21 protein-coding genes and 5 pseudogenes are annotated in these 20,102 nt (G+C 58.4%); 14 read left to right on the top strand and 12 right to left on the bottom strand.

The genetic code is table 11. The annotated features are described in order from the left end of the window. A pseudogene (locus IVA74_RS32690) lies at nt 1-215 on the bottom strand (IS5/IS1182 family transposase); the annotation flags it as partial. 914 nt (nt 216-1,129) lie between these two features. Between IVA74_RS32690 and IVA74_RS32685 the strand changes: the two are divergent. Both IVA74_RS32685 and IVA74_RS32680 read left to right on the top strand, forming a co-directional pair. Continuing rightward, on the top strand, nt 1,130-1,396 hold the full coding sequence (locus IVA74_RS32685; protein WP_247351129.1) for a DUF3551 domain-containing protein: 267 nt from the start codon (nt 1,130-1,132) through the stop codon (nt 1,394-1,396). Nucleotides 1,397-1,561: 165 nt separating this feature from the next. After that, nucleotides 1,562-1,924: a hypothetical protein gene (locus IVA74_RS32680; RefSeq protein WP_247351128.1), complete on the top strand. Its 363-nt coding sequence runs from the start codon at nt 1,562-1,564 to the stop codon at nt 1,922-1,924. Nucleotides 1,925-2,039: 115 nt separating this feature from the next. Here IVA74_RS32680 and IVA74_RS32675 read toward each other — a convergent pair whose 3' ends face one another. Both IVA74_RS32675 and IVA74_RS32670 read right to left on the bottom strand, forming a co-directional pair. Beyond that, nucleotides 2,040-2,219 (bottom strand): hypothetical protein, encoded by a 180-nt coding sequence (locus IVA74_RS32675; RefSeq protein ID WP_247351125.1) that lies wholly within the window; start codon nt 2,217-2,219, stop codon nt 2,040-2,042. Nucleotides 2,220-2,437: 218 nt separating this feature from the next. Then, entirely contained in the window at nt 2,438-3,154 is a 717-nt protein-coding gene (locus tag IVA74_RS32670) for a hypothetical protein (protein WP_247351123.1), read from the bottom strand. An 806-nt stretch (nt 3,155-3,960) separates the two neighbouring features. Between IVA74_RS32670 and IVA74_RS32665 the strand changes: the two genes are divergently transcribed. After that, nucleotides 3,961-4,218: a hypothetical protein gene (locus IVA74_RS32665; protein WP_247351121.1), complete on the top strand. Its 258-nt coding sequence runs from the start codon at nt 3,961-3,963 to the stop codon at nt 4,216-4,218. Here IVA74_RS32665 and IVA74_RS32660 read toward each other — a convergent pair. Next, nucleotides 4,197-4,304 (bottom strand): annotated as a pseudogene (locus IVA74_RS32660) (DNA ligase); the annotation flags it as partial. The gene IVA74_RS32665 and the pseudogene IVA74_RS32660 overlap by 22 nt on opposite strands. Before the next feature lie 337 nt (nt 4,305-4,641). On the opposite strand from IVA74_RS32660, the gene IVA74_RS32655 reads away from it, so the two are divergent. After that, nucleotides 4,642-4,908: a hypothetical protein gene (locus IVA74_RS32655; protein ID WP_247351119.1), complete on the top strand. Its 267-nt coding sequence runs from the start codon at nt 4,642-4,644 to the stop codon at nt 4,906-4,908. A 69-nt stretch (nt 4,909-4,977) separates the two neighbouring features. On the opposite strand, the gene IVA74_RS32650 is transcribed toward IVA74_RS32655, so the two are convergent. Both IVA74_RS32650 and IVA74_RS32645 read right to left on the bottom strand, forming a co-directional pair. Continuing rightward, the gene (locus IVA74_RS32650; RefSeq protein ID WP_051113032.1) at nt 4,978-5,436 is read right to left on the bottom strand and encodes a cupin domain-containing protein; all 459 of its coding nucleotides are present in this window, start codon (nt 5,434-5,436) and stop codon (nt 4,978-4,980) included. A gap of 242 nt (nt 5,437-5,678) precedes the next feature. Further along, a complete protein-coding gene (locus IVA74_RS32645) occupies nt 5,679-5,996 on the bottom strand; it encodes a hypothetical protein (protein WP_247351117.1) in 318 nt (105 codons plus the stop codon). A 1,147-nt stretch (nt 5,997-7,143) separates the two neighbouring features. On the opposite strand from IVA74_RS32645, the pseudogene IVA74_RS32640 reads away from it, so the two are divergent. The 3 genes and pseudogenes from IVA74_RS32640 to IVA74_RS32630 all read left to right on the top strand — a co-directional run. Then, nucleotides 7,144-7,356 (top strand): annotated as a pseudogene (locus tag IVA74_RS32640) (IS3 family transposase); the annotation flags it as partial. Then, nucleotides 7,356-7,627, top strand: a pseudogene (locus IVA74_RS32635) (DNA ligase); the annotation flags it as partial. The pseudogenes IVA74_RS32640 and IVA74_RS32635, both read left to right, overlap by 1 nt. Next, nucleotides 7,624-7,839, top strand: coding sequence for a hypothetical protein (locus IVA74_RS32630; protein ID WP_247351112.1), 216 nt, complete (start codon nt 7,624-7,626; stop codon nt 7,837-7,839). The pseudogene IVA74_RS32635 and the gene IVA74_RS32630, both read left to right, overlap by 4 nt. Before the next feature lie 160 nt (nt 7,840-7,999). Here IVA74_RS32630 and IVA74_RS32625 read toward each other — a convergent pair whose 3' ends face one another. Together IVA74_RS32625 and IVA74_RS32620 are read right to left on the bottom strand one after the other, a co-directional pair. Beyond that, nucleotides 8,000-9,223, bottom strand: a complete 1,224-nt coding sequence (locus IVA74_RS32625) for a type II toxin-antitoxin system HipA family toxin (RefSeq protein WP_247351110.1) — start codon at nt 9,221-9,223, stop codon at nt 8,000-8,002. Beyond that, the gene (locus IVA74_RS32620) at nt 9,216-9,797 is read right to left on the bottom strand and encodes a helix-turn-helix transcriptional regulator (RefSeq protein WP_346730995.1); all 582 of its coding nucleotides are present in this window, start codon (nt 9,795-9,797) and stop codon (nt 9,216-9,218) included. Before IVA74_RS32620 ends, IVA74_RS32625 begins: the two co-directional genes overlap by 8 nt. Nucleotides 9,798-10,304: 507 nt before the next feature. On the opposite strand from IVA74_RS32620, the pseudogene IVA74_RS32615 reads away from it, so the two are divergent. Then, a pseudogene (locus IVA74_RS32615) lies at nt 10,305-10,675 on the top strand (pantoate--beta-alanine ligase); the annotation flags it as partial. A 679-nt stretch (nt 10,676-11,354) separates the two neighbouring features. Here IVA74_RS32615 and IVA74_RS32610 read toward each other — a convergent pair. The 4 genes from IVA74_RS32610 to IVA74_RS32595 all read right to left on the bottom strand — a co-directional run bounded on the left by IVA74_RS32610 (nt 11,355) and on the right by IVA74_RS32595 (nt 14,614). Next, complete coding sequence (locus IVA74_RS32610) at nt 11,355-11,945, bottom strand: aminodeoxychorismate/anthranilate synthase component II (protein ID WP_247351106.1); 591 nt, start codon at nt 11,943-11,945, stop codon at nt 11,355-11,357. Further along, the gene (pabB, locus tag IVA74_RS32605) at nt 11,942-13,336 is read right to left on the bottom strand and encodes an aminodeoxychorismate synthase component I (protein ID WP_247351104.1); all 1,395 of its coding nucleotides are present in this window, start codon (nt 13,334-13,336) and stop codon (nt 11,942-11,944) included. Before pabB ends, IVA74_RS32610 begins: the two co-directional genes overlap by 4 nt. 115 nt (nt 13,337-13,451) lie before the next feature. After that, the gene (locus IVA74_RS32600; protein ID WP_247351102.1) at nt 13,452-13,811 is read right to left on the bottom strand and encodes a Dabb family protein; all 360 of its coding nucleotides are present in this window, start codon (nt 13,809-13,811) and stop codon (nt 13,452-13,454) included. A 164-nt stretch (nt 13,812-13,975) separates the two neighbouring features. Further along, nucleotides 13,976-14,614, bottom strand: a complete 639-nt coding sequence (locus IVA74_RS32595) for a GntR family transcriptional regulator (RefSeq protein WP_247351100.1) — start codon at nt 14,612-14,614, stop codon at nt 13,976-13,978. 126 nt (nt 14,615-14,740) lie between these two features. Between IVA74_RS32595 and bioB the strand changes: the two genes are divergently transcribed. The 6 genes from bioB (at nt 14,741) to IVA74_RS32565 (ending at nt 19,409) form a co-directional block, all read left to right on the top strand. Next, nucleotides 14,741-15,736, top strand: coding sequence for a biotin synthase BioB (bioB, locus tag IVA74_RS32590; protein WP_247351098.1), 996 nt, complete (start codon nt 14,741-14,743; stop codon nt 15,734-15,736). Between the two features lie 49 nt (nt 15,737-15,785). After that, entirely contained in the window at nt 15,786-16,139 is a 354-nt protein-coding gene (panD, locus tag IVA74_RS32585) for an aspartate 1-decarboxylase (RefSeq protein WP_247351095.1), read from the top strand. A gap of 70 nt (nt 16,140-16,209) precedes the next feature. Continuing rightward, entirely contained in the window at nt 16,210-17,364 is a 1,155-nt protein-coding gene (locus IVA74_RS32580; RefSeq protein WP_247351094.1) for an 8-amino-7-oxononanoate synthase, read from the top strand. After that, nucleotides 17,361-17,993, top strand: coding sequence for a dethiobiotin synthase (gene bioD / locus IVA74_RS32575; protein WP_247351093.1), 633 nt, complete (start codon nt 17,361-17,363; stop codon nt 17,991-17,993). The genes IVA74_RS32580 and bioD overlap by 4 nt, the downstream gene beginning before the upstream one ends. Continuing rightward, nucleotides 17,993-19,255, top strand: a complete 1,263-nt coding sequence (locus IVA74_RS32570; protein ID WP_247351092.1) for an adenosylmethionine--8-amino-7-oxononanoate transaminase — start codon at nt 17,993-17,995, stop codon at nt 19,253-19,255. The genes bioD and IVA74_RS32570 overlap by 1 nt, the downstream gene beginning before the upstream one ends. Then, nucleotides 19,242-19,409: a hypothetical protein gene (locus tag IVA74_RS32565; RefSeq protein WP_247351091.1), complete on the top strand. Its 168-nt coding sequence runs from the start codon at nt 19,242-19,244 to the stop codon at nt 19,407-19,409. The genes IVA74_RS32570 and IVA74_RS32565 overlap by 14 nt, the downstream gene beginning before the upstream one ends. Nucleotides 19,410-20,102: the final 693 nt, after the last annotated feature.

Genomic DNA, 20,102 nt, shown 5'->3' with positions numbered 1-20,102 from the left:
TAGAACACCTGCAGCAGCAAGGCGCTCAGCAATTGCTCCGGAGGGATCGAAGGACGTCCCTCGCTGGCGTATAGCTTTCCAAGGCTGCGGTTCAAATCACTCAAAACATCCCGGACAAGTTCCCGGACCTTCCGCAGCGGATGGTTCGCTGGCACTCGCTTATCCGGCGCGATGTACGAAAACAGGCCGCCCTGATCCGTAAACCTGCCGCGCATGATCGTCTCCGCCGATTCGAGATGATAAAGTGAATCATCAAGTCCCCTCCCTGGCGAGGGGTTTTTCAGCAGACTGCTAGCCGATTTGCAGCGCTCAGGCGACGGCTGGACGGGGCTCGTTTGAAGGCCGCCATGGATATTGGCGCGGTGACAACCCGAGGCAGGGGACGACTTCAGTCGACGAAGGGAAGCTCGTTGGATCGCTGATGGTTGCCTTTTGCGAGGGTACCACGCACCTCCAGGAACCGTCATCATCAGCCGCCCATCGGCTCATCGCATTGCAATTCCACCTCAGCGTTCGAGGAGCGCCGATCTATCAGGTGCTCGGGTCCAACAATTTTTTGCGACAACACGGTCACATCCGCTTCGTGGGACGTTGCAGCAGCAAGTAAGGGCGAACCTGGCTGGCTCATGTCATGAAGACAATGAGCAGATTTGCCATCCCAGCCCATACGATGCTCGATCCTGGGCTCATGCCGCTTTTCTGCAAGTCCCGATCAAGATGGATTCGGTATGCGACCCGAGCTCTACGCGTAGGGCGCAGAGATCTTGAGTGGCTTCCCTGCACACTCAGCGGCACAAATTGAGGTAGCGATAGTCCGCCGATTTGGTGCTTCATAAGTGCGCGGGTTTGCGGCTGTCCCAAACCGGCTATTGCCGTGCGCGGAGTTCTCAAGCTCGGATCGCCTATTCTCCTAGGTTTTTCAGACGCACTAACCCCCACCGCGCTTGAAAAATGCGTTCCATCCCCAAAACTCGCAGGAAAGCTGCTCCAAACGACCGAGTGCCTGACGCTTAGACTTACTTGGAAAGCGATCGGTCAAACCTCGTCTACGAAGCGTTTTGCCATTGACCAAGATCAAAGCATCGATTCTACACTCTCTATCCTCTCAAGACTTCACGGAGGCTAGATCATGCGCAACCTTCTTTATATTGCTGTGCTTGCACTTCCCATGCTCGTCTGCTTTGGATCACCTTCGACCGCCGCTCCGCGGGGTCGTTCGTACATCCCCCCAGCTCGGCAGGACGTTTATTGCCTGCAGGGACGTACCTGGGGATATCCTGGCAACTGCCAGTTCTCAACCTACGATCAATGCACGGCCACCGCATCCGGCACCCTCGCATATTGCGGTATGAATCCCATCTACGCCTTCCAGCGACAGGCAGGACAATCACGCTGATCTGCGATCGCCACGAGATCGTTGTCAATTCCAGGTCGAGATTGTCCCCTTTGCGGAGCCTCACCATCCGATCGTGCGACAGGTTGATAATTCGGCAGTCGAGATTATTGCTTTTGTCAATTTGCTGACCACGCCGGAAGAACACTCTCTTATCGATGATTTTGTTTGGATGGGATCATCAAGAGCCTCGACACGGACTCTTTGATGGAGGCAGACCGGGAAACACTACTTGAACAGCTATTCCAGGACCGTTTTGAGGTAGCAAAAAAACAAACGCTTGCCCGGCTCGGGCCCGCCTCTGCAACATACAACATACAAGTAGCCGACCTTATCGGTCAGTGGAAAGAAGATTACGTATACTGCGCGACGCGGCTTATGGACTACCGGAAACAGCGTCGCAAAGGCATTGTTGTTGTCGACAACACCGACCAATATTCTTCCCAAGGCCAAGACTTTTGTTTCCGAATTGCCCAAGACACATCCAAAAGGCTTCAGTGCGTAACCCTTATCTCGATGAGAGAGGAGTGAGCTGTACCCGGTTCCGAAGACACGGAGTTAGGTGTGTTATGGGCATGCTCGGCGACTTTGGCCCTGCGACATGTCGGCAGCCTGCCAGGCAGGCATGACTCACAACGTTCGAATGTCAACTCGGCGGCGAGACCGGCCGTCTATTCAGGATCGCGCGCTCATTGTCGTTCGTCGTTGCACCTCGGAACACAGCAACAAATCGATCGCCTTCCCAAAGCTCAACGTCGTGCTCGGCATGCATTTGCTCGGCTCGACGCCGCGCCGCCTGCTCGTCAATGCAGTCGAGCTTCGCCACGCAGATCACTTGCCGGCTGCTGTCCACCACGAATGCTTTGTATCGCATTCCGCAATCCGATCCCAACGGGGACCGTCATCGTAATCGAATGTCCGTCTAAGGCGGTGGGCAAACTAACTGTGAGGTGCGCGGAACCTTTGTACGTGTGGCAATTCGGCTATACTAGGAATTCACCGATCGCGCAGCGGCGCGTGTCCGTGCTAGCCTATTGCGCTACCTCACTGGCGTAATCTCACCGAGTGCCGAAGCGTGCGGTTCGAGCTTAGGATTGAGAAGCCACCAAGCATCATCAGCAGCACACCTGACCAAGTCGCCGTCCAGCTGCGTGCCTCGTCGTGCGCCTCTGCAACGCGCGCGCCCATTGGCATAGTTGGAGGTGAGCCGGCGAGCGCGGGCGCGAGGAGTTGCTCAAGGCCGACTTGGCCCGGCACGGCGTGCTCAGGCGTGGGCAGCCGGCTGTGAAGATCGGTGGGTACCGCTGAGGTCATGGTGGTGCCCATATCGAGCACGGAAGCGGCATCAGCCACCTTGATTTCGGCTGCAGGCGGCTGGGAGGGCTCGGCCGGTGCGGAGCGCAGCAACTCCGCGCGCGCATCAACCACCGCGCTCTTCCTGGGCCGCGCACTCCCATTCTCGTCCAAACCGGCGGTGCGATCTTCGGCCCCGCGATGACGAACTGTCTTCTTCACCTTCGCGATACCCTCGGTCAGGAACCAGCATTTACGGTGACCGTCGAACCGATAGACCCAATGCGCCCCGTCCGCGGTCGTGTTGCCGGGTCGCGGCAAGCATTGCGCTTGCGCCAAAGAGGTTGCTGCGGGCTCGCGCGGAGCGCCATTGAACAAGTCGGCAAAAGGGTCGGAGACCGCAGGTGTCGCCGCAAGACCTCCAACAAGAACCAAACCGGCGAAGCAAAATCGCAAATAACCGGACATCGAAAACTCCCGGTGTTGCGCCCCTCACCGGGACCACCCTTCGCGGCCACTTAGGCCGCCATGCGGCTCAAATCTGGCGGCGTCATGGATTCATTGTGGGCCTGAAACGAGATCCGGGTCCGAATTGAAAACCAGTGCTGCAGCCGAGTTCGCCAACCGTTGGGGAGGTTTTGCTCCCGGCCGAGGGAGCGGGACAAGTCGGGAACTCGGATCGGCCGCGAATGCGGAAGCTGTTCCGTCGCCCATCATTAAACCGGCCTCAGTGTTTGCGTGCTGGGGCCATCGCATTTCCATGTGCGACCTGGCTACCATTCTGGATCGTCGAAGCCGCCATAGTCTCGAACGACGTACTCTCGGGTGAAGCGCTCGACCGGACGCCAGCGCTCGTGAATGACTATGGTTGCTGTCGGCGGCCTGCAATAATCAGGATTGATGACGATGGTCGGGGACGGGGAGTAGGGATTAGCGGGAATGAACGCGCCAGCAAAGCCCCTGACATGCGATGGCGGCCGAGGCACTCGCCGCGGAGAGGGCTAGCAGACCGGCAGCGGTGCTTGTTGCACAAGAAGCCGTCCTCCACCTTCTTCTTACGCACCGTAAACGGCCGCGCTGGTCGCTTGTTTCAAAAGGTAAAATTGAAACATGAACCGCAGGACCGCCGCCCACGGGCAGCCGAGGGGCCTGCGTTTGCGGTGTAGCAACCGGTTCTGGGAGGAACCTGATCCGACGAAAGGCCTGAGCGTCACGAGCATCGCAAGCTGATCGCCAGTGCGGTATCGGTGTTGCGAGCTCCGACGGAGGCGCACATGAAGCGCAGCTGGTGGATGTTGATCGCCGTCGCTGGGGCGGCGTTTGTGTTCTTCTCCATGCTGGCCATTCGGCAGCAGCGCGCCGGCTTCGATACGTTTGCCAAGCAAGGGCATCCGCAGGCCTCGATCTATATGATGATCCCGCCCACCGGGAGATCAGCGAGCGTAGTCCTACATGCGCAACGAGCGCTAACGTCGGGCTTGCTTCCTGCCGCGATCATAGGCACCCGCCACAAATCTTTCCGCAAGCCTTGAAGATCGGGTGGCCGGACCTTCCTCTCCGCCGACTTCGCGCGGTACTCGACCTCGGCCAGCAGCTTCGGCCCGACCCGGAGGCCCTTTGGGCGATCCGCTTAGCGACGAAACGCGTGCCCCGTGAGCCTGCTTCCCGTTTGGCATCCGTCCATGCGTTGCGAAAGTCGGCGTCGGGGGCCATCATCGCGATGCTGCCCCGCCCATCCAGAACTTCAGATCCAATGCCACTCAGCCACTCCGAGAGACGGCGCAACCAATGCTCGGAAGAGACCTACGGTTTGATAAACCTCAATCGTTCCGCCCAATCCAGGGCCTCACCCGCAACGGGAACTTGCGTGAACAATGAGCAGCTTGACACCCCTTGTTCTGGAACGAACTGTCGCACGCAGACATTCTCCAACTCACGAAGTGAAGGAGAATAGGATGCGCAAGTACTTGTTTGCTGCGGCGATCGTGAGTGCAATCGCGACACCCGCAATCGCGGATGAAGTCGGTGTCGGCGTTCAGGCCGGTCCGGTCGGCGGAGGCGTCACAGTCGGAGAGTCTCACGAGCACCGACCCGTTGATCGGGACCGCACAACGGTCATCAGGGAGCCTGAGCATAGGGAAAGTGACAGAACGACGGTCATTAAGAAAGAGAATGAGGACGGCAGCCGAGAGAAAACCGTCATTCATCACGACAACGACTAACAAATGTGCCCGGACCACCGTCCGGGCTTTTCTTTTGCCTTGCGACACAGAGACGATTCGTTTGCTTCGCTACTTCTTACTCGGATCGTCTGCGGGATTGACGTAAGTTATCCCGAGTGGCCCTTGGCCATGAATTTGAACAACGGAAGGACTACTTGTCCAACCATAGTGGTTCATTTTGGCAGGCGCTTCGGCGTATCCGCCCGCTGTTAGCTCGATCGCTTTCTTCTCATCGAGTTTGTCGCCCATTCCGATGTGAAAGTTGCCCGATATGACGGTAGCGCCTTCATCTGTTGGATGATTATGGGCGGGAATTTTATAACCGCTTGGCATTCTTAGGCGGAGAACGAACAGCCCTTCTTTGGACGGGTCGCCCGAGAGTACCGCGATGTCGGCCCCCTTCGGCAAGGTGGGTGGTGCTGCCTCCCATTTAAGCTCACCAGAGTTAATCGGCATTTTCATATCATCGGCAATGGCTGTGTTCACACCTGCCAGGACGAAAGCCGAAGCGAGCAAGCGACTGAGCATGATCTCCTCCTTTTGGTGAGCGACCATCGTGTGCCAGCGGTGAAGCAAGTCAACTGAAAGTTAGCCTGCCGCTGCCGCATTCTAACGATTGGAGGCCTTAGCAGATTTATGATCCCACCAAGAGTGACAGCTCCGCTGACCTTGGCTTGCCAACGCTCGGACGAAACATCGAAGAACTCGGCCCGTTGCATTTTCTCGCTCGAAGCTTACTCAGCTACTGCTCCAACCCACGAGCCCATGTTTCAGCTTAACGCTGCGTCGGTTAACCACACCAAGCGAGCAGCCTCATTTTGGACCAACTGATCATGACCGTTGGGCCGCTCTGCACCGGGAGCCGCCACGTGATTAGAATCGTCGTGCTTGGAGTGGCTTGCCTGGTTGGACTGGGCGCTATTGCTGCAGCCACGAAGAAATCCGGGCCGCCGCCCGCGGCCGATGTGGTCATGCCAATAGTAGCCGGTAACAAGGCTGATCGCCTGCCATTCACAATCAAACTGGATATGCCAGCTGCCGGTGAGCGCGCGGATGTTGCGTACGTCCAGCCTGGCGAAGAAGAGCAAGCTGATTTACCGCCATCCGCACCAAAGCAAGTCGCTCTTCCACCGCGTCGCGACTTTACGCCTCGTCATTGGCACGATCCCCATGACCTGAACGCCAGGGCCGCAAACAAAAGAGCCGACACCGGGAAAGGACCAAGAAAGGGCGCGGCTGATCAGCCTCTAAAGCAGGCTGAGGCTAAGCGGTGCCGTTCGGACGGGCTGGATCCCCTGTTAAGAAAGCTGAACTTATCGCCGCCGTGCGATTCGTGACCCCACCTCTAGTCGCCCGCTGCGCAATGGTTCTAATCAATATTGATCTGGCGGCTCATTCGCCGTTAATGATTGATTCAGTTTGCAGCATGATCATTGGGGAGCGACAAGGGATGCGATCATGCGATTGCGCCAGGCGAATACCTTGGAAGAGATCGAGGCGAGGGTCGCTGAAGCCAGCGAAGACCCAATGGCGCGTGTGACGCTGAGCGCGCGGGATTTCTCGAGTGCCAGCCGAGAAGAGGTTCTTGCATTATTGAAAGCAGACGGCGATCGAAAGCGCACCAATTGGCTGGTCGCAGGCGCGGTGATCGCTGGTTTTGCGTTGGGATGGGCTGCCGGTTTTGGTCGGTACGGTCCTATAACTTTCGCGTCGCTCAATTCAACCACTCAGACAGAAACGCCTTCGCGTCGAAGCGCCGAAACGAAGTCAGGCCGCAGGACCGGAGGCCCGCGAAAGACGGTATCGACTTTGGCTTTGCGAACACCGCCAGGCGTAAGTCAATTCTCCGCGGATGGAGCGAGCATTTCCGCCGAACCGACAGCCACATGGTCCGACAGGGCTCATCAATCCGTGGACGTTTCGAGCACCGTTCCTCAGGGCATCGAAGCAGATATGACGGCGACCGGCTCGATAGCGCCCAGCGGGCCTCTCATGCCTGCCCCGGAGACAAGACCAGCAACCATTGAGGGTTGGACCGTTCTTGACGTTCGCGGCGGAACGGCGGTTCTCGGAGGGCCCGATGGGGTTCGGATGGCAATGCGCGGCGATACAGTTCCCGGCATCGGGCGAATCGATTCGATCGTGCGTTGGGGCAGCCGGTGGATTGTAGCGACAGCTAGTGGATTGATCTCAACTCCGTAAACGGCGCGCAACGCCCGCGGGGAAGCGGAACCTGTCGTCCATTTGCGAGAGGCATTCGGGATGAGCCAACGGCAGGCGTGTAAAGCCATCGGCTGTTGCCGCATGACCGTGAGATACCAAACCACCCGGGCTGACGATACCAGCCTTCGCCAGCGCATGCGGGCGATCGCCCAGGAGCATCGCCGCTTCGGTTATCGGCGGCTGCATGCTCTGCTCAAGCGGGAGGGCTATCTGATTAACCACAAGAATGGGATGGCCTCTACCTTGGTCGCCGCAAGGGCGAGGACCTGATCTACGCGGGCAAAGTTGATCACGGCTTTTCGCCAGCCGACGCGAAGGAGCTTCAGAAGAAACTCAACCCGCTGATGCGCAAGACACAACCCTACACGAAGCGCATCGCGCATCGAGGCATTTGGGGTGAACCGCAATTGCTGGCGGAGATCGAGTACGGGACCAAGAGCGCCGAAGGAAAGTGCGGCATCCGCTCTTCAAGGGATTGAGGAAAATTTTGGGATGACTGATGCGTTCGACCAATGGGGAGAATGGGCGGGAAAGCCTCCGGGTGATCGGCGCACGACCCCGGCTGAATCGTACCACGCTGTCATGGACCTTCCGCCTGAGGATCGGTTTGACCGTGAGAAGGTCAACGAGGCGGCGCTCAACAACGACAAGAGTCTGTCTGGATTTACGAGCATGGTCATAAGCGCGCGGGCGATGTGGATTGGATAAAGGTCTTTGCCACCTAGCAGGCCGCAAGCGCATGGCTTGCCGAAAACGATCCTGAAGGCGTGGCGTGGGCCCATCCGATTGAACGGGAGAGACAGCGATGACCAGCGTGGGATTGTATGTCAGCGCTGCCGCCCTTCGATCCGGCTAAGTAAGCCACGGCTCAGAGCTCGCTGTAGATCGGGATCGAAGCGGCATGTGCGTCGACGACTTCGACGACTTTCTTTTCCAGCGGGAGATCGCCCTTGCGTTCCGACCATATCTTCTTGAAGCGCTGGACGATTTCCGCGGCCGTGTCGAGGGCGAGCGCTTCCGAGATCTTCGCCTTCGCCGCCAAATGGGTGAGCTCGTCCTTGGAGAATTCGGTCATCTTCTTCGTGCGCGAGTAGTTCAGCGCCATCTTGTCGTCCGCGATATACGGTATCGTAGATAGCAAATCGTAGGCGGGCGACAGGACGGGCGTGCGGCGGTCGGGGTAGATCAACGACCAATTCTTCAGATGCATGTCCGCGTTGCCGATCAGCGTGCTGAACACGAGCCGTCGGACAAACTCGGCGACGCCGGCTTCGCCGGTCTCGATGCCGAGAACGCGCGCGATGCTCCGGTAGTTGGCCTTGTCGTACTTCTCGTCCGGAAACACGCCGAATACCTGCGCGAAGTCCTCCATGTGGACCGGTCCGTCGGCGGAGCGGTCGAACCGCTTGACGGCGAGTGCACGCCCCTTCAGCTCACCGAGTCCTTCCGGAAGCCCCTTGATCGACTCGACGTCGATCAGTTGGAGCTCAGGCACTTCCATGCCCATCTCCTTCGCCAGGGTCATCATGGAGAATTCGTTTTCGGGCACGCCCGGGTACTGATGGGACGGAAGCTTGACTATCCACGAACCGCCGACGCCCTGGACGGGAATGGTCAGACCGGCGTTTTTGGGATCGTTCTTGAGCGCCGAGAACTTCAGCTGCACGCCAGCGAGCGAGAAGCGCAGCAGGTTCTGCCGCTCGTCCGGTGTGAGATCCTCCTCGACTTGGGAAGGCAACGCTTCTCCTTCCGCCGGATGGACTGACAGGGCGCCCGGGAGGTCCCGGCCCAGCATCCAGAGAAGAAAGAATTCGCGCTTTTCCTTCACGCCCGCGCGTTCCGCGAGGTAGCGACGCAGCGGTCCCTCCGGCAGAAGATTGGAGAAGAAGGGCGGAACGACCTGCTGATACGGTTTGAATGAGGTGAGCAGATTTCCGAACGTGTCCTTGAAGGACAGGCTCAATGTTGGGCGTGCGGCGTCGTCGATGTAGCTCTGGTTGAAGGCGAGCAGCGACCGGTCGCCCTGTATGAGCGTGAGGGTCGCGATCGGGTTGTCGTGCAGGCGTACGTCCAGGACCGATACGTCAGGCATCGTCATCCTCTTCGTCGAGAGCGTAGGCCGGGCGGGGGGCTTCTACGGGATGCGCGATCCGGTTGCGTAGACCTTGCAACACGCCTGCCGAATTTTCCAGCACTGGGTTGGGGATAGGTTCGGCGCGATAGCCTCGCAGTGTATCGACGACGTCTTTGACAAGGTTCAGGTCAGTTTTTGAAAGATGGACCTGCTTCAGAAAGCGCAAGTATTCGGCGATGCGGTCGAGCGCAGCCGAGCTACCGTGGCGCTTCCTTTGTCCGGAAACGATGCGTTCGGCCTTGACGAAGAGGTTTGACGGTCCTTCGTGGAGGGAGAATTCGTTGAAGTTTGAGCGCAGGACGCCTTCCACCGCGGGAAGCAGCTTCTTGGGCACGAGTACGACCTCGAGGTCGAGTGCCCGGACCATCTGGATGAAGCTGGACAGGCCCGGTTCGACGCGGCCGGTCTCTATCTGGGAGATGTGCGCCTGGGTCAGACCCGATCGGACCGCCAACGCACGCTGGCTAATACGCTCTTGCGTCCGTTTCGCCTGAACGGTCCGGACAAGCTCTTCGCTTTGATACGACGTGATATATAATCCTAATCATAGGGTCGTTTCGATAAGAATGCTATATCATGGCTATGCCTCCAATTTCAAGGTCGATAATTATTATTATCACCGCACCATATTGATAATAAAGTCATATCAAATATCGATGACAATCAGGGGCGCGACAACCTAGCGCCATTGGTCGAACGCCATGGTGAGCCGGCTCTGAAGCCCCCACATGTCGGTTCCCGGCCGTCGATGCCACCGGAAGACCCACCTTTGGGATTTTCGCGCGAAAACCCCGATTGGCGTCCGCGAGCCCAGCCAAACTGCGCCGGGCAGAACACGGAGGTAGAACGATGTACGTCGACACGGAAGGCTATTTCGGGCAGGCAAGCGGGATCCCCTACAGTCGGCTCCACGAGCTTCGGGGTCGAGATATCACGAACTTTCAGGACAAGATCGAGCGTCTTCGCCGTGCGGGAATCCCGCCTCTCGCGAAAGCTCGAATGGGATGCATTCGTGACGGCCTATAACTAAAGAAACACAATTGAGATCGTCACAGTCCCCACGATCCGCAAAACCGACCGGACTCGCGATGAGCAGTCGCAACCGGTATCTCATCCAGGAAGAACGTCGGCGCGCCGGCGCCATCAGAGGTGGCCTCTTCGCGGCGCGCGCTGAGTTTCAGGCAAGAGAGCGCGACGGGAAAGAGCTGCTGGTTATCGCCGAACAATATCTGGAGACCGTCGACCGCCTGCAACATCTCGAGCTTCGACGCCGATACGCTCGAGCCAGTTGAGAGCCCGCTACATCGGCCTGCCACCTTGTGCGCGGCAGCCTACATCGGCTCGACGCACCTCATCGACAACGTATTGCTCGACCGTATCTACCCCGTAGCGGCGCCGAGCTGCTTATGAGCTCTGCCCCGATACGCCCGTCCATGCTCCTGCAGATCCCTATGATCCGCTGTTCCGAAAAGCGGCTGCGCTTCATGCTCCAGTCCGTGTCCTGGGCCAGAGCGAACTTCAAACTGGATTAAATCCGCGGGGCAAGGTCAGACCGCGACTACCGAACAAGTTAGTCGCAGATCGATCGGTCTCCCGCCGCTTCTGATGGAGGCGGTGAAATCCCTGACGATAGCAGTCAAACGCAGGATTTAAGCGTGAGCTCGCCACTCATTGCGAAAATGCATACGATCTCTTGGGGCATGCTCGACGACCAGCGTCAACTCCGGTGCATCTAGATGAATCATGTTACAGCAAATAGAGATCGCCGCGAAATGTCGCTCATGAGCGACGAACAGTGCGAGCTTGAACGCTGCAAGCAAGAGATTGCGCGTCTCAAACAGTTGGTTGTGCAGCTGTCTGAAATTGTTCTACGCAACGTTGTAAATAGCGCAGAGGCACGAAGCCCAGCCCCATGAGTCGCTGAGCGCCCCCCGCCGGCCGGCGGAAACGAACGTAGTAGCGCGCTGTTCTCCGCAGCGCGGCACCCACCTTCCGGGCTGCGGACCGCCCTCGCACTGGCCGCCGCCGGGTAATAGTTGGCTTCGCGAGATAACAGCCCCACTCCAACCCACGACCTCACGTTGTTGTCTTATCCTGCTGCGCGATAAGTCTCTGCGAGTCGCAGGAAGTTTTTAAGCACCACGTGCCCGTCTTGGGTAAGTATCGATTCCGGGTGGAACTGCACACCAAAAGTTGGTTGATAGCGATGTGCGAGGGCCATGATCTCGCCCTCGTCGGAACGCGCTCTCACCGTAAGATTCGGTGCGCATGACTCATCGAGCTCAACAACAAGAGAATGGTAGCGACCAACGCAAAGTGGCGACGGTAGCTCCCTGAATAGCCCTCGGCCGTCATGCGTTACATACGAGGACCGACCGTGCATAGGGCAACGTGCACGCGCCACCCGTCCGCCGAATACGCTCCCAATACACTGGTGTCCGAGGCAGATGCCGAGAATTGGAACGCGACCCGAAAGTTCACGGACGAGGGCCGTAGATACTCCAGCCTCAATTGGAGTGCACGGACCGGGGGAGATGACGAGTGCGCGCGGCTTGAGGTCAATGAGGTCGCTGACGCTGACCACGTCGTTCCGGAATACTTCCGTTGCTTCACCAAGCTCCTGGAAATAGCGCGCAATGTTGAAGACGAAGGAGTCGTAGTTGTCGATGATGACAATCAAAGCGCACCGGATGTTTCAGCACCAAATGCGTCAAAGATTCGCTGCGCCTTGGCAAGCGTCTCCTCGTATTCTGCCGCCGGGTCCGACATCGCCGTTATACCGCTACCTGCATGAAATACAGCCATATCGTCGTCGATCGTTACAGTGCGGATCGCGATATTCGTATCCATCTGCCCGTTGAAGCCGATGAAACCGATCGCCCCGCAATAGACCTCGCGCGCCACACGCTCGATTTCCGTAATTATCTGCATCGCTCGCACCTTGGGGGCCCCCGTAATGGAGCCACCAGGAAAGCAAGCTCGCAGTAGGGTGACCGCATCTTCGTCTCCCGCGAGTGTACCCGTAACGATGGAGACGAGGTGATGCACTGAGGCATAGGACTCGAGATCGCACAGGGCTGGAACGTCGACTGAATGTGGAGTGCAAACACGTGATAGATCGTTGCGCAGGAGGTCGACGATCATAATGTTCTCGGCACGATCCTTTTCGGACGCAACGAGCACGTTAGCGCGGCGCTGGTCTTCGTTGGAGTCAGCCGAACGCGCGATCGTGCCTTTGATCGGTCGTGTTTCGACCTTTGTTCCGTCGAGCTTCAGGAATCGCTCAGGCGAGCTCGATGCGATGGTCAGCTTTCCGTACCGCAGGAGGGCCCCAAAGGGTGCCGGGTTCAATGACCGCAGTTGACGATAGAAGGTGAGCGGATCGAATATAGTCGACAGCCTGGCCGTGAAGCGCTGCGCAATGTTGGCTTGGAAGAGGTCTCCGGCCAGAATCAAGTCGATGACGCGCTGTACCGCCGCAATGTATGCTTCTCGGCTGAAGTTTGAATTCCATGCACCCGCTCTGCCGGGGAGCACGATCCGCGGCGACTTTGGGTTGGCAAGCAGGGCTGCGAACTCATCGGCTCGACGACGTGCGCGCTCGCCGCGACGTGCGGGATCCTGCTCCGGCCATCCGGTCGAGACGATCCAGCATCTGTTGTTCCGGTGGTCGTAGCTGACGACCACGTCGTAAAGATGCAGAATGGAATGGGGTAAACGCTGACCGGGAATTGCCGGCGCCGGCAATCGCTCCAGCGTCCTGTTCAAATCGTAAGCGAAGAAGCCAGCCGCGCCTGCCTGAAATGGCGGGAGATCGGGACGATGCTCTTGCGGATAGTTGGCGAGAAGAGTGCGAAGAACTTCCCATGGATCGCCATCGATATCTTCGCCGTCGCAACTCGCCCGTCCACCCGCGACTATGTAGGTGCTGAATGGATCGCAGGTCACATATGAGTAACGCCCGAGCAACTCATGCGTTGCTGCGCTATCGAGAAACGAGAGGTGCGGTCGATGCGCGAGACATTGCACCGCTTTGATAGGCTCAATCCACTGTAGTTCACGGACGTGCATCGCCTATGAGTCACCGCTGACTGGCGTGCTGTTAGACACGCTTCGATTATGATCCCGACCACAACGAGAGCGACGCTGGTCGGAGCGCCGCAAGCTCTCGAGATTGACTGTCAGACTAAGCCCCGTCGGGGGATACGATGCGCGGACTAAGTTGGACTACGCCTGCCGCTGAGACGAAACGCGCATCTGTTGATACGTCATAGTCGGCCGCGAGGCGCAGCTCGCGCAGTGGTCGTGCTCGCCTGATCGATTCCTGGTAGAGATCATGCGCTTTATAGGCTGCGAGTTCCGTCTCGTTGTCGAACTCACCATAGACCACGACGTCGATATCGTTGCCGAACTGGTCGGCCTTGCGATTGCGAGCAATCTCGAGCCGCCGGGCATGCGAGATCCTGGTGAGAAGCGATAGGCCTTCGATCATTTGGTCGATATGGGCCTTATCTTTGGCGGTAAACAAGACAATGTGACGGATCATGATTGGCCATAGGTTAAAATCGCGAGCAGGTCGCATAGCTATCTTGGAATCGAGCCCGCTGCAACGCTAGCGCCACATGCCACCTCGCGCGGCAAACACAGAGGGGTTTGACACTCTTGCGATGGCCCGCCGTCTGAAGCGGAGCCCGCCAGATCTCATTCTGGTCAGGACGCGGGAAGGGCAAGCCGCTCAATCGTTTGAATGTGCCGCGCGAGCAGGTTGCAAGCTTGATCGACGTTGCGCGCTCGCAGTGCCTGCAGAATCAGGCGGTGATCCTGATTGGATCGCGGTCGCCCCCCAGCATTGCGCGCCATCGCGAACACCAATCGCGAATTTGCAAGCTGTAGTCCGTCGAGACTGGCGAGCAGGCGCGGCATCGCGCACGGCGCCACCAGCGCCTGGTGAAAGGCGCGGTTGGCCATCTCAAAATCCTGAATCGTCTGGGCATTGTCTCCTTCAATCAGGGCAAGCTCAATTCGTGCCAAATGGGTGGATGTGAACTTTGGCGCCGCATTGCGCAATGCGACCACTTCGAGCGCGGCACGCATCTCGGCGATCTCTTTCACTGAAGTGGTATCAAGCGGGGCAACCCGAACGCCGCGACGGGGCACAGCAACGACAAGATGTTGCGCCTCCAATTGCCGAAAAGCCTCGCGTACCGGGACGTGGCTCGACTTGAACTCCCGCGCGACATGATCCTGCCGCAGCGGGGCATCTGGCTGGATGGCGCCGCTGATGATGCGCTCTCCGATTGACTCGGCAATGCGCGAGGCAACAGTCGTACTCTCGCCGTCGATCATCATAGATTATCTATCAAAAAAGTGGGTGCGTTTGCGGGCGGCGTGGATTAGCATCAAGATCATGACCAACGATCATAGATAATCGTCGGCATTATCTATGATCTTTCATGGTAAGGAACGCAAGTCTAAATGATTGCCTCTGGGAGAGTAGAGCGGAACGCCAGTAGAAACGGCGCACAGGTTCGCAGTAACTGGGAGCGCCCCGAGGCCCAAGCGCTCTATAGCCTGCCGTTTGCCGACCTGATGTTTCGGGCGCAAAGCGTTCACCGCGACAACTTCGATCCAAACCACGTCCAAACCGCAAGCCTGCTCAGCATCAAGACGGGCGGCTGTCCGGAAGATTGCGGCTACTGCTCCCAGAGCGCGCATTACCAGACCGGTCTGAAAGCGACCCGCCTGATGGATTGCGCCGATGTGGTCGCCAGCGCACAGCGCGCCAAAGATGCCGGCGCGAGCCGCTTCTGCATGGCCGCGGCCTGGCGCAGTCCAAAAGACCGCGATCTCGATCAGGTCTGCTATATGGTTAGCGCGGTCAAAGGTCTTGGAATGGAAACCTGCGTCACGCTCGGCATGCTGACCCCGAACCAGGCCATACAGCTCTTTGAGGCTGGACTCGACTTCTACAATCACAACGTCGACACCTCGCCGGAGTTCTACGGCAAGATCATCAGCACCCGTACCTTGCAGGATCGCATCGACACACTCGCACATGTTCGAGAGGCCGGCATCAAGGTGTGCAGCGGCGGCATTGTCGGCATGGGCGAGCGCGTCGAGGACCGCCTTGGCATGCTCGTGCTGCTCGCCAATCTCCCCAGCCATCCAGAGAGCGTTCCAATCAACATGTGGAACGAGGTCGAGGGCGTGCCCGTGAACGACACCGCGGAGCGTCCCGAACCCTTTGCGCTGGTCCGCCTGGTGGCGACCGCTCGGATCATGATGCCGAAGAGCGTCGTCCGGTTGTCCGCTGGACGGCAGTATATGACCGATGAACTGCAAGCGCTGTGCTTTTTTGCCGGCGCGAATTCGATCTTCATCGGCGACACGCTCTTGACCACGAAGAACCCGCAGCGCGATCGCGACGCGAACTTGCTGGACCGGCTCGGCATCGCGTCCAGCCTGGCCTGAATCAATCAGAGCAGCGCGCGGCCGCGCGCAAATCCAGCTTGGGCGAGAAATGCAGATTAGGTTGATGAAAGGCAAAATCCATCGCGCCTCGGTCACCGAAGCCGACCTGCACTATGAAGGTTCGATTTCGATTGACCGTGCGCTGTTGAATGCTGCGGGATTCTTGATCAACGAACGCGTTGAAATCTACAACATCGACACTGGAGCGCGGTTTGCCACCTATGTGATCGAAGCGCCTACAGGGTCAGGTATCATAGGTCTGAATGGTGCGGCTGCCCGTCTCGCCATGCCCGGAGACAAAGTTATTATCGTTGCATATGCCTCCTTTGACGAAGCCGACGCAAAAACGTTCAAGCCGCACGTTGTGCTGGTCGACCGAGACAATCGCATCTTGCCAGGCTGAAGCCGCGGGCCCGAAGTTCTTCCCTGCCATCAGAACCCTTGAGACACCGATCATACTGTCCGAGTGAAGAATGAATCCAATCCATGCGACCAAAGTTGCCGATTATGTCGTAGCCTTGCATGCCCTGAAAGACGACGACCGGCTGCGCGGCCTCAAGCCGCGTGCGGGGATCGATTTCGCGTCGAACGACTATCTCGCGCTGGCAAGCGCGCCGCGCTTGAAAAAGGCTGTCTTGGACGCGCTCGAGGCCGGTACACCGATCGGTGCCGGCGGGTCGCGGCTTTTGCGCGGCAATTGCGAGGAGCACGAACGTCTCGAAGCAGAAGCTGCAAGTTTCTTTGCGGCGGAGACAGCGCTTTTCTTTGGCGGCGGTTATGTTGCAAATTTCGCTGTCCTGACAACGCTGCCGCAGCGGGGCGATTTGCTCGTTCTCGATTCCCTGGTGCACGCGAGTATTCATGAAGGCGCGCGAGCTGGCCGGGCCGACTTTCGGACAAGCGCGCATAACGATCCGGAGTCGGTCGAAAGCACGATTCGTGGTTGGCGGGCCGATGGCGGAATGGGCCGCATCTGGATCGTGGTCGAAAGTCTCTACAGTATGGACGGCGACTTTGCGCCTCTCAAGGATATGTTCGCGCTCGCCGACCGGCATGATGCGTTCCTGATGGTAGATGAGGCCCACGCAACAGGCGTTTACGGCGAGCAGGGACGAGGGCTCACCGCGCCCTATGAGGGACGCGAAAATCTGCTGGTCGTTCATACCTGCGGCAAGGCGCTGGGCGCGGCCGGCGCGCTCGTCACTGCGTCCGGCGTGCTGCGAGACTTTATGGTCAATCGTTGCCGTCCATTCATCTTCGCGACCGCGCCATCGCCGCTGATGGCTGTCGCCGTGAGGGAGGCGATTCTGATCCTGCAGCAGGAACCCGAGCGACAGCAGCGTCTCACCAAGCTGGTCGCGTTCTCGCATCGGGAGATGAGAGAGCGCGGCTGGAAAAGTCCTTCGGATTCGCAGATCGTACCATGCATCGTAGGCGACAATGCGCGCACGATGCGGCTCGCCTCTGCATTGCAGGCTCGCGGGTTCGATATCCGCGGAATCCGGCCGCCAACCGTCCCGGCGGGCACGGCCCGGTTGCGAATTTCACTGACGCTTAACGTGGGGGAGGACGGCGTGCGTGCAATGCTCGAAGCCTTGATCGAGGAGACGAAAGGCGAGCTTCAATGAGTGTCAAAATCGTCGTGACGGGCACAGGTACCGGAATTGGAAAGACGGTGTTTTCCGCGGGGCTCGCCAATCTCCTGGGAGCGGACTATTGGAAGCCGATTCAGGCTGGCCTCGAGGGAGAAACCGATACCGAGGTCGTCTCTTGTCTTGGCGGCCTCTCGGCCGATCGCATCCTGCCGGAACGCTACCGCCTTCGGACCCCCGCTTCTCCCCATCATTCTGCCGAACTTGACGGAGTTCGCATCGAGGCGGATTTGCTCGATGTGCCCGATACCGGGGAGCGGCCATTGGTGATCGAGGGCGCGGGCGGGCTGATGGTGCCGCTGAGCGGCGACACACTCTACATTGACGTCTTCGAGCGATGGCGGCTTCCAGTGGTGCTTTGCGCAAGCACTGCGCTGGGCACCATCAATCACTCGCTGCTGTCGATAGAGGCTCTCCGAAAACGCGAAATCCGCATTCTTGGGATGGCCTTCATTGGCGAAAGAAATGCTGAGACTCAGGTTGCGATTCGCGAGATGGGGCGGGTGCGCTGGCTAGGGCGATTGCCATGGCTTTCTCCCCTCACGGCAGACACGCTGCAGGCCGCATTCCAAGCCTCATTCCGTGCTGATGATTTCGAGCCGTGATGCCGAAGACAAAGTCGCCGATCTGGCATCCGTTCACGCAACACGCGCTTCAAGGCGAAATGACAAAGGTTGTGCGTGCTGATGGTGCTTATCTGCACACAGCAGATGGGCGCCGTATTATCGATGCAATCTCATCCTGGTGGGTGGTAACGCACGGTCACTGCCATCCACATATTGTAAGCGCCATTCAGGAACAAGCCGGTAAGCTCAATCAGATCATCTTTGCCGGCTATACCCACGATCAGGCTGAGGAGCTTGCTGCGCAACTTTTGAAGCTCGCACCCCGTGGTCTCGACTATGTCTTCTTCTCCGACAGTGGCTCTACCAGTGTCGAAGTCGCCTTGAAGATGGCACTCGGGTATTGGCATAATATCGGTCAGCAGCGAAGACGCATTGTCGTAATGCAACATTCCTACCACGGCGATACGGTTGGGGCGATGTCCGTTGGTGCCAGAGGCGTGTTCAACGCGGCGTACGGTCCGCTGCTGTTCGATGTTACCTCGATCCCGTTCCCTGCGAGAGGTCGCGAGCAGGCGACACTCGCTGCGCTCGAGTCCGCGTGTCGAAACGAAATGCCAGCCGCCTTTATTGTGGAGCCTCTGATATTGGGGGCGGGCGGGATGCTGATGTACCCAGCCTGGGTGCTAACAGCGATGAAGCGGATCTGCGAGGCGTCGGACGTCCTGTTCATTGCCGACGAGGTCATGACGGGCTGGGGCCGCACCGGATCGCTATTTGCTTGCGAGCAGGCCAATGTCACGCCCGATATCGCTTGCTATTCGAAAGGTCTCACGGGAGGGGCGCTCCCACTCGCGGTTACGCTCTGCCGTGCGCACATTTTCGACGCGCATTATTCGAAAGATCGTATGCGTACGTTCTATCATTCGAGTTCATATACGGCGAATCCGGTAGCCTGTGCCGCTGCAAAAGCGAACCTGGATCTTTGGTGGCATCGGGACTCCCGCGAGCGCGCCGCTTCGCTCGCCGCCATGCAAGAACGGGCAATTGAGCCATTCCGCGCCGACGCGCGCTTTGAAAACGTTCGTCGTTCCGGGACCATCACAGCGCTTGATTTGAAAGCCGGCGATGGCGGCTATTTGGCGGACATCGGTCCGAAGCTTCAGGCTTTCTTTAACGACCGAAATCTGCTGCTGCGCCCGCTCGGCAATACCATCTACGTGATGCCGCCCTATTGCGTCACCGCGGCAGATCTCGACGAAATCTACGCTGCAATCGGCGATGCAGCCGATGCGCTGGTTTGAAGGCGCGCTTTTCGAGTTCGGACTCGCGCTCCTCCTCGGTAGCGGTTCTCATCATCTCAGAAAGAAGGCCGAAAAACGGCGTCAGGTACAAAGCACGCTTGCGTTAATGAAAACCGTGGCTTCCTGGGAACTGACCAATGAAGCTTGGGAGTGACGGACCATGTCGGTAGCGCAAGCCGGCTTGGTGGCTTGCAGTTCCTGACGTCAGTCCGCATCAGATTTTCGATCTTGCTGCCGTCGCGCTCGCTCCCAGGATGGCAACGAGGCAGGACCAGTGCTGACCGCAGGTCGCCAATAGTAGAGGCGTTGAAATCCACCGAAGAAGCCGGAGATCCAACAGGATTTGAGCACGATAACGGGACGTGTTGCATTGATGGATTGTCCGAAGTGCTCCAATATGAAGCTGAAACGACGCAAATGTGAAGTCGAGACAACGCTCTCATGTGACCGAGACTAGTTGCGTACAATGTCTGGGGAGCAAAGGCGCAAGATCTGGCAAAGTCAGCGTGCCCCAGCCAGAACATGGGGCAACGCCGCTGGGAGATATGATGTTGGACCGTGACGGTGACTTGATCGTTCAACTTCTACTTTACCTTAGTCTAGTGCTTATTGTTGCGTCTCTGATGGGCTTAAGCGCGGTGGGGATTGCAGCTTGGTCGAGCGAATGACCGTCAGCAAGTATCAGTTCGCGGGCGAGTTGCGGCATAATCGGGGAGCTGGAAGGGGCGAAGAACAGGCTGGAGCTGGAGTCCGAGAAGTTCGCGGACGAGGAGGTTGACGCCTGCGAATTATAGCGAGCGCTTCGCACTGTACAGATCTGGTAGGCGGAGGATACCATGTCCGAGTA

This window comes from Bradyrhizobium sp. 132 (assembly GCF_023074185.1).
Classification (GTDB): Bacteria; Pseudomonadota; Alphaproteobacteria; order Rhizobiales; family Xanthobacteraceae; genus Bradyrhizobium.
The sequence above is the reverse complement of the archived record's forward strand: the minus strand, read 5'-3'. Positions and strand labels throughout refer to the sequence as shown.

Bases quoted from the DNA above. Each gene is read 5' to 3' on its own strand.
- IVA74_RS32665 (WP_247351121.1), top strand. From the start codon at position 3,961: ATGAAGCGCAGCTGGTGGATGTTGATCGCCGTCGCTGGGGCGGCGTTT.
- IVA74_RS32580 (WP_247351094.1), top strand. From the start codon at position 16,210: ATGAATCCAATCCATGCGACCAAAGTTGCCGATTATGTCGTAGCCTTG.
- bioB (WP_247351098.1), top strand. From the start codon at position 14,741: ATGATTGCCTCTGGGAGAGTAGAGCGGAACGCCAGTAGAAACGGCGCA.
- IVA74_RS32625 (WP_247351110.1), bottom strand. From the start codon at position 9,223: ATGCCTGACGTATCGGTCCTGGACGTACGCCTGCACGACAACCCGATC.
- bioD (WP_247351093.1), top strand. From the start codon at position 17,361: ATGAGTGTCAAAATCGTCGTGACGGGCACAGGTACCGGAATTGGAAAG.
- IVA74_RS32600 (WP_247351102.1), bottom strand. From the start codon at position 13,811: ATGATCCGTCACATTGTCTTGTTTACCGCCAAAGATAAGGCCCATATC.
- IVA74_RS32570 (WP_247351092.1), top strand. From the start codon at position 17,993: ATGCCGAAGACAAAGTCGCCGATCTGGCATCCGTTCACGCAACACGCG.
- panD (WP_247351095.1), top strand. From the start codon at position 15,786: ATGCAGATTAGGTTGATGAAAGGCAAAATCCATCGCGCCTCGGTCACC.
- pabB (WP_247351104.1), bottom strand. From the start codon at position 13,336: ATGCACGTCCGTGAACTACAGTGGATTGAGCCTATCAAAGCGGTGCAA.
- IVA74_RS32655 (WP_247351119.1), top strand. From the start codon at position 4,642: ATGCGCAAGTACTTGTTTGCTGCGGCGATCGTGAGTGCAATCGCGACA.
- IVA74_RS32565 (WP_247351091.1), top strand. From the start codon at position 19,242: ATGCGCTGGTTTGAAGGCGCGCTTTTCGAGTTCGGACTCGCGCTCCTC.
- IVA74_RS32595 (WP_247351100.1), bottom strand. From the start codon at position 14,614: ATGATGATCGACGGCGAGAGTACGACTGTTGCCTCGCGCATTGCCGAG.
- IVA74_RS32630 (WP_247351112.1), top strand. From the start codon at position 7,624: ATGACTGATGCGTTCGACCAATGGGGAGAATGGGCGGGAAAGCCTCCG.
- IVA74_RS32670 (WP_247351123.1), bottom strand. From the start codon at position 3,154: ATGTCCGGTTATTTGCGATTTTGCTTCGCCGGTTTGGTTCTTGTTGGA.
- IVA74_RS32650 (WP_051113032.1), bottom strand. From the start codon at position 5,436: ATGCTCAGTCGCTTGCTCGCTTCGGCTTTCGTCCTGGCAGGTGTGAAC.
- IVA74_RS32685 (WP_247351129.1), top strand. From the start codon at position 1,130: ATGCGCAACCTTCTTTATATTGCTGTGCTTGCACTTCCCATGCTCGTC.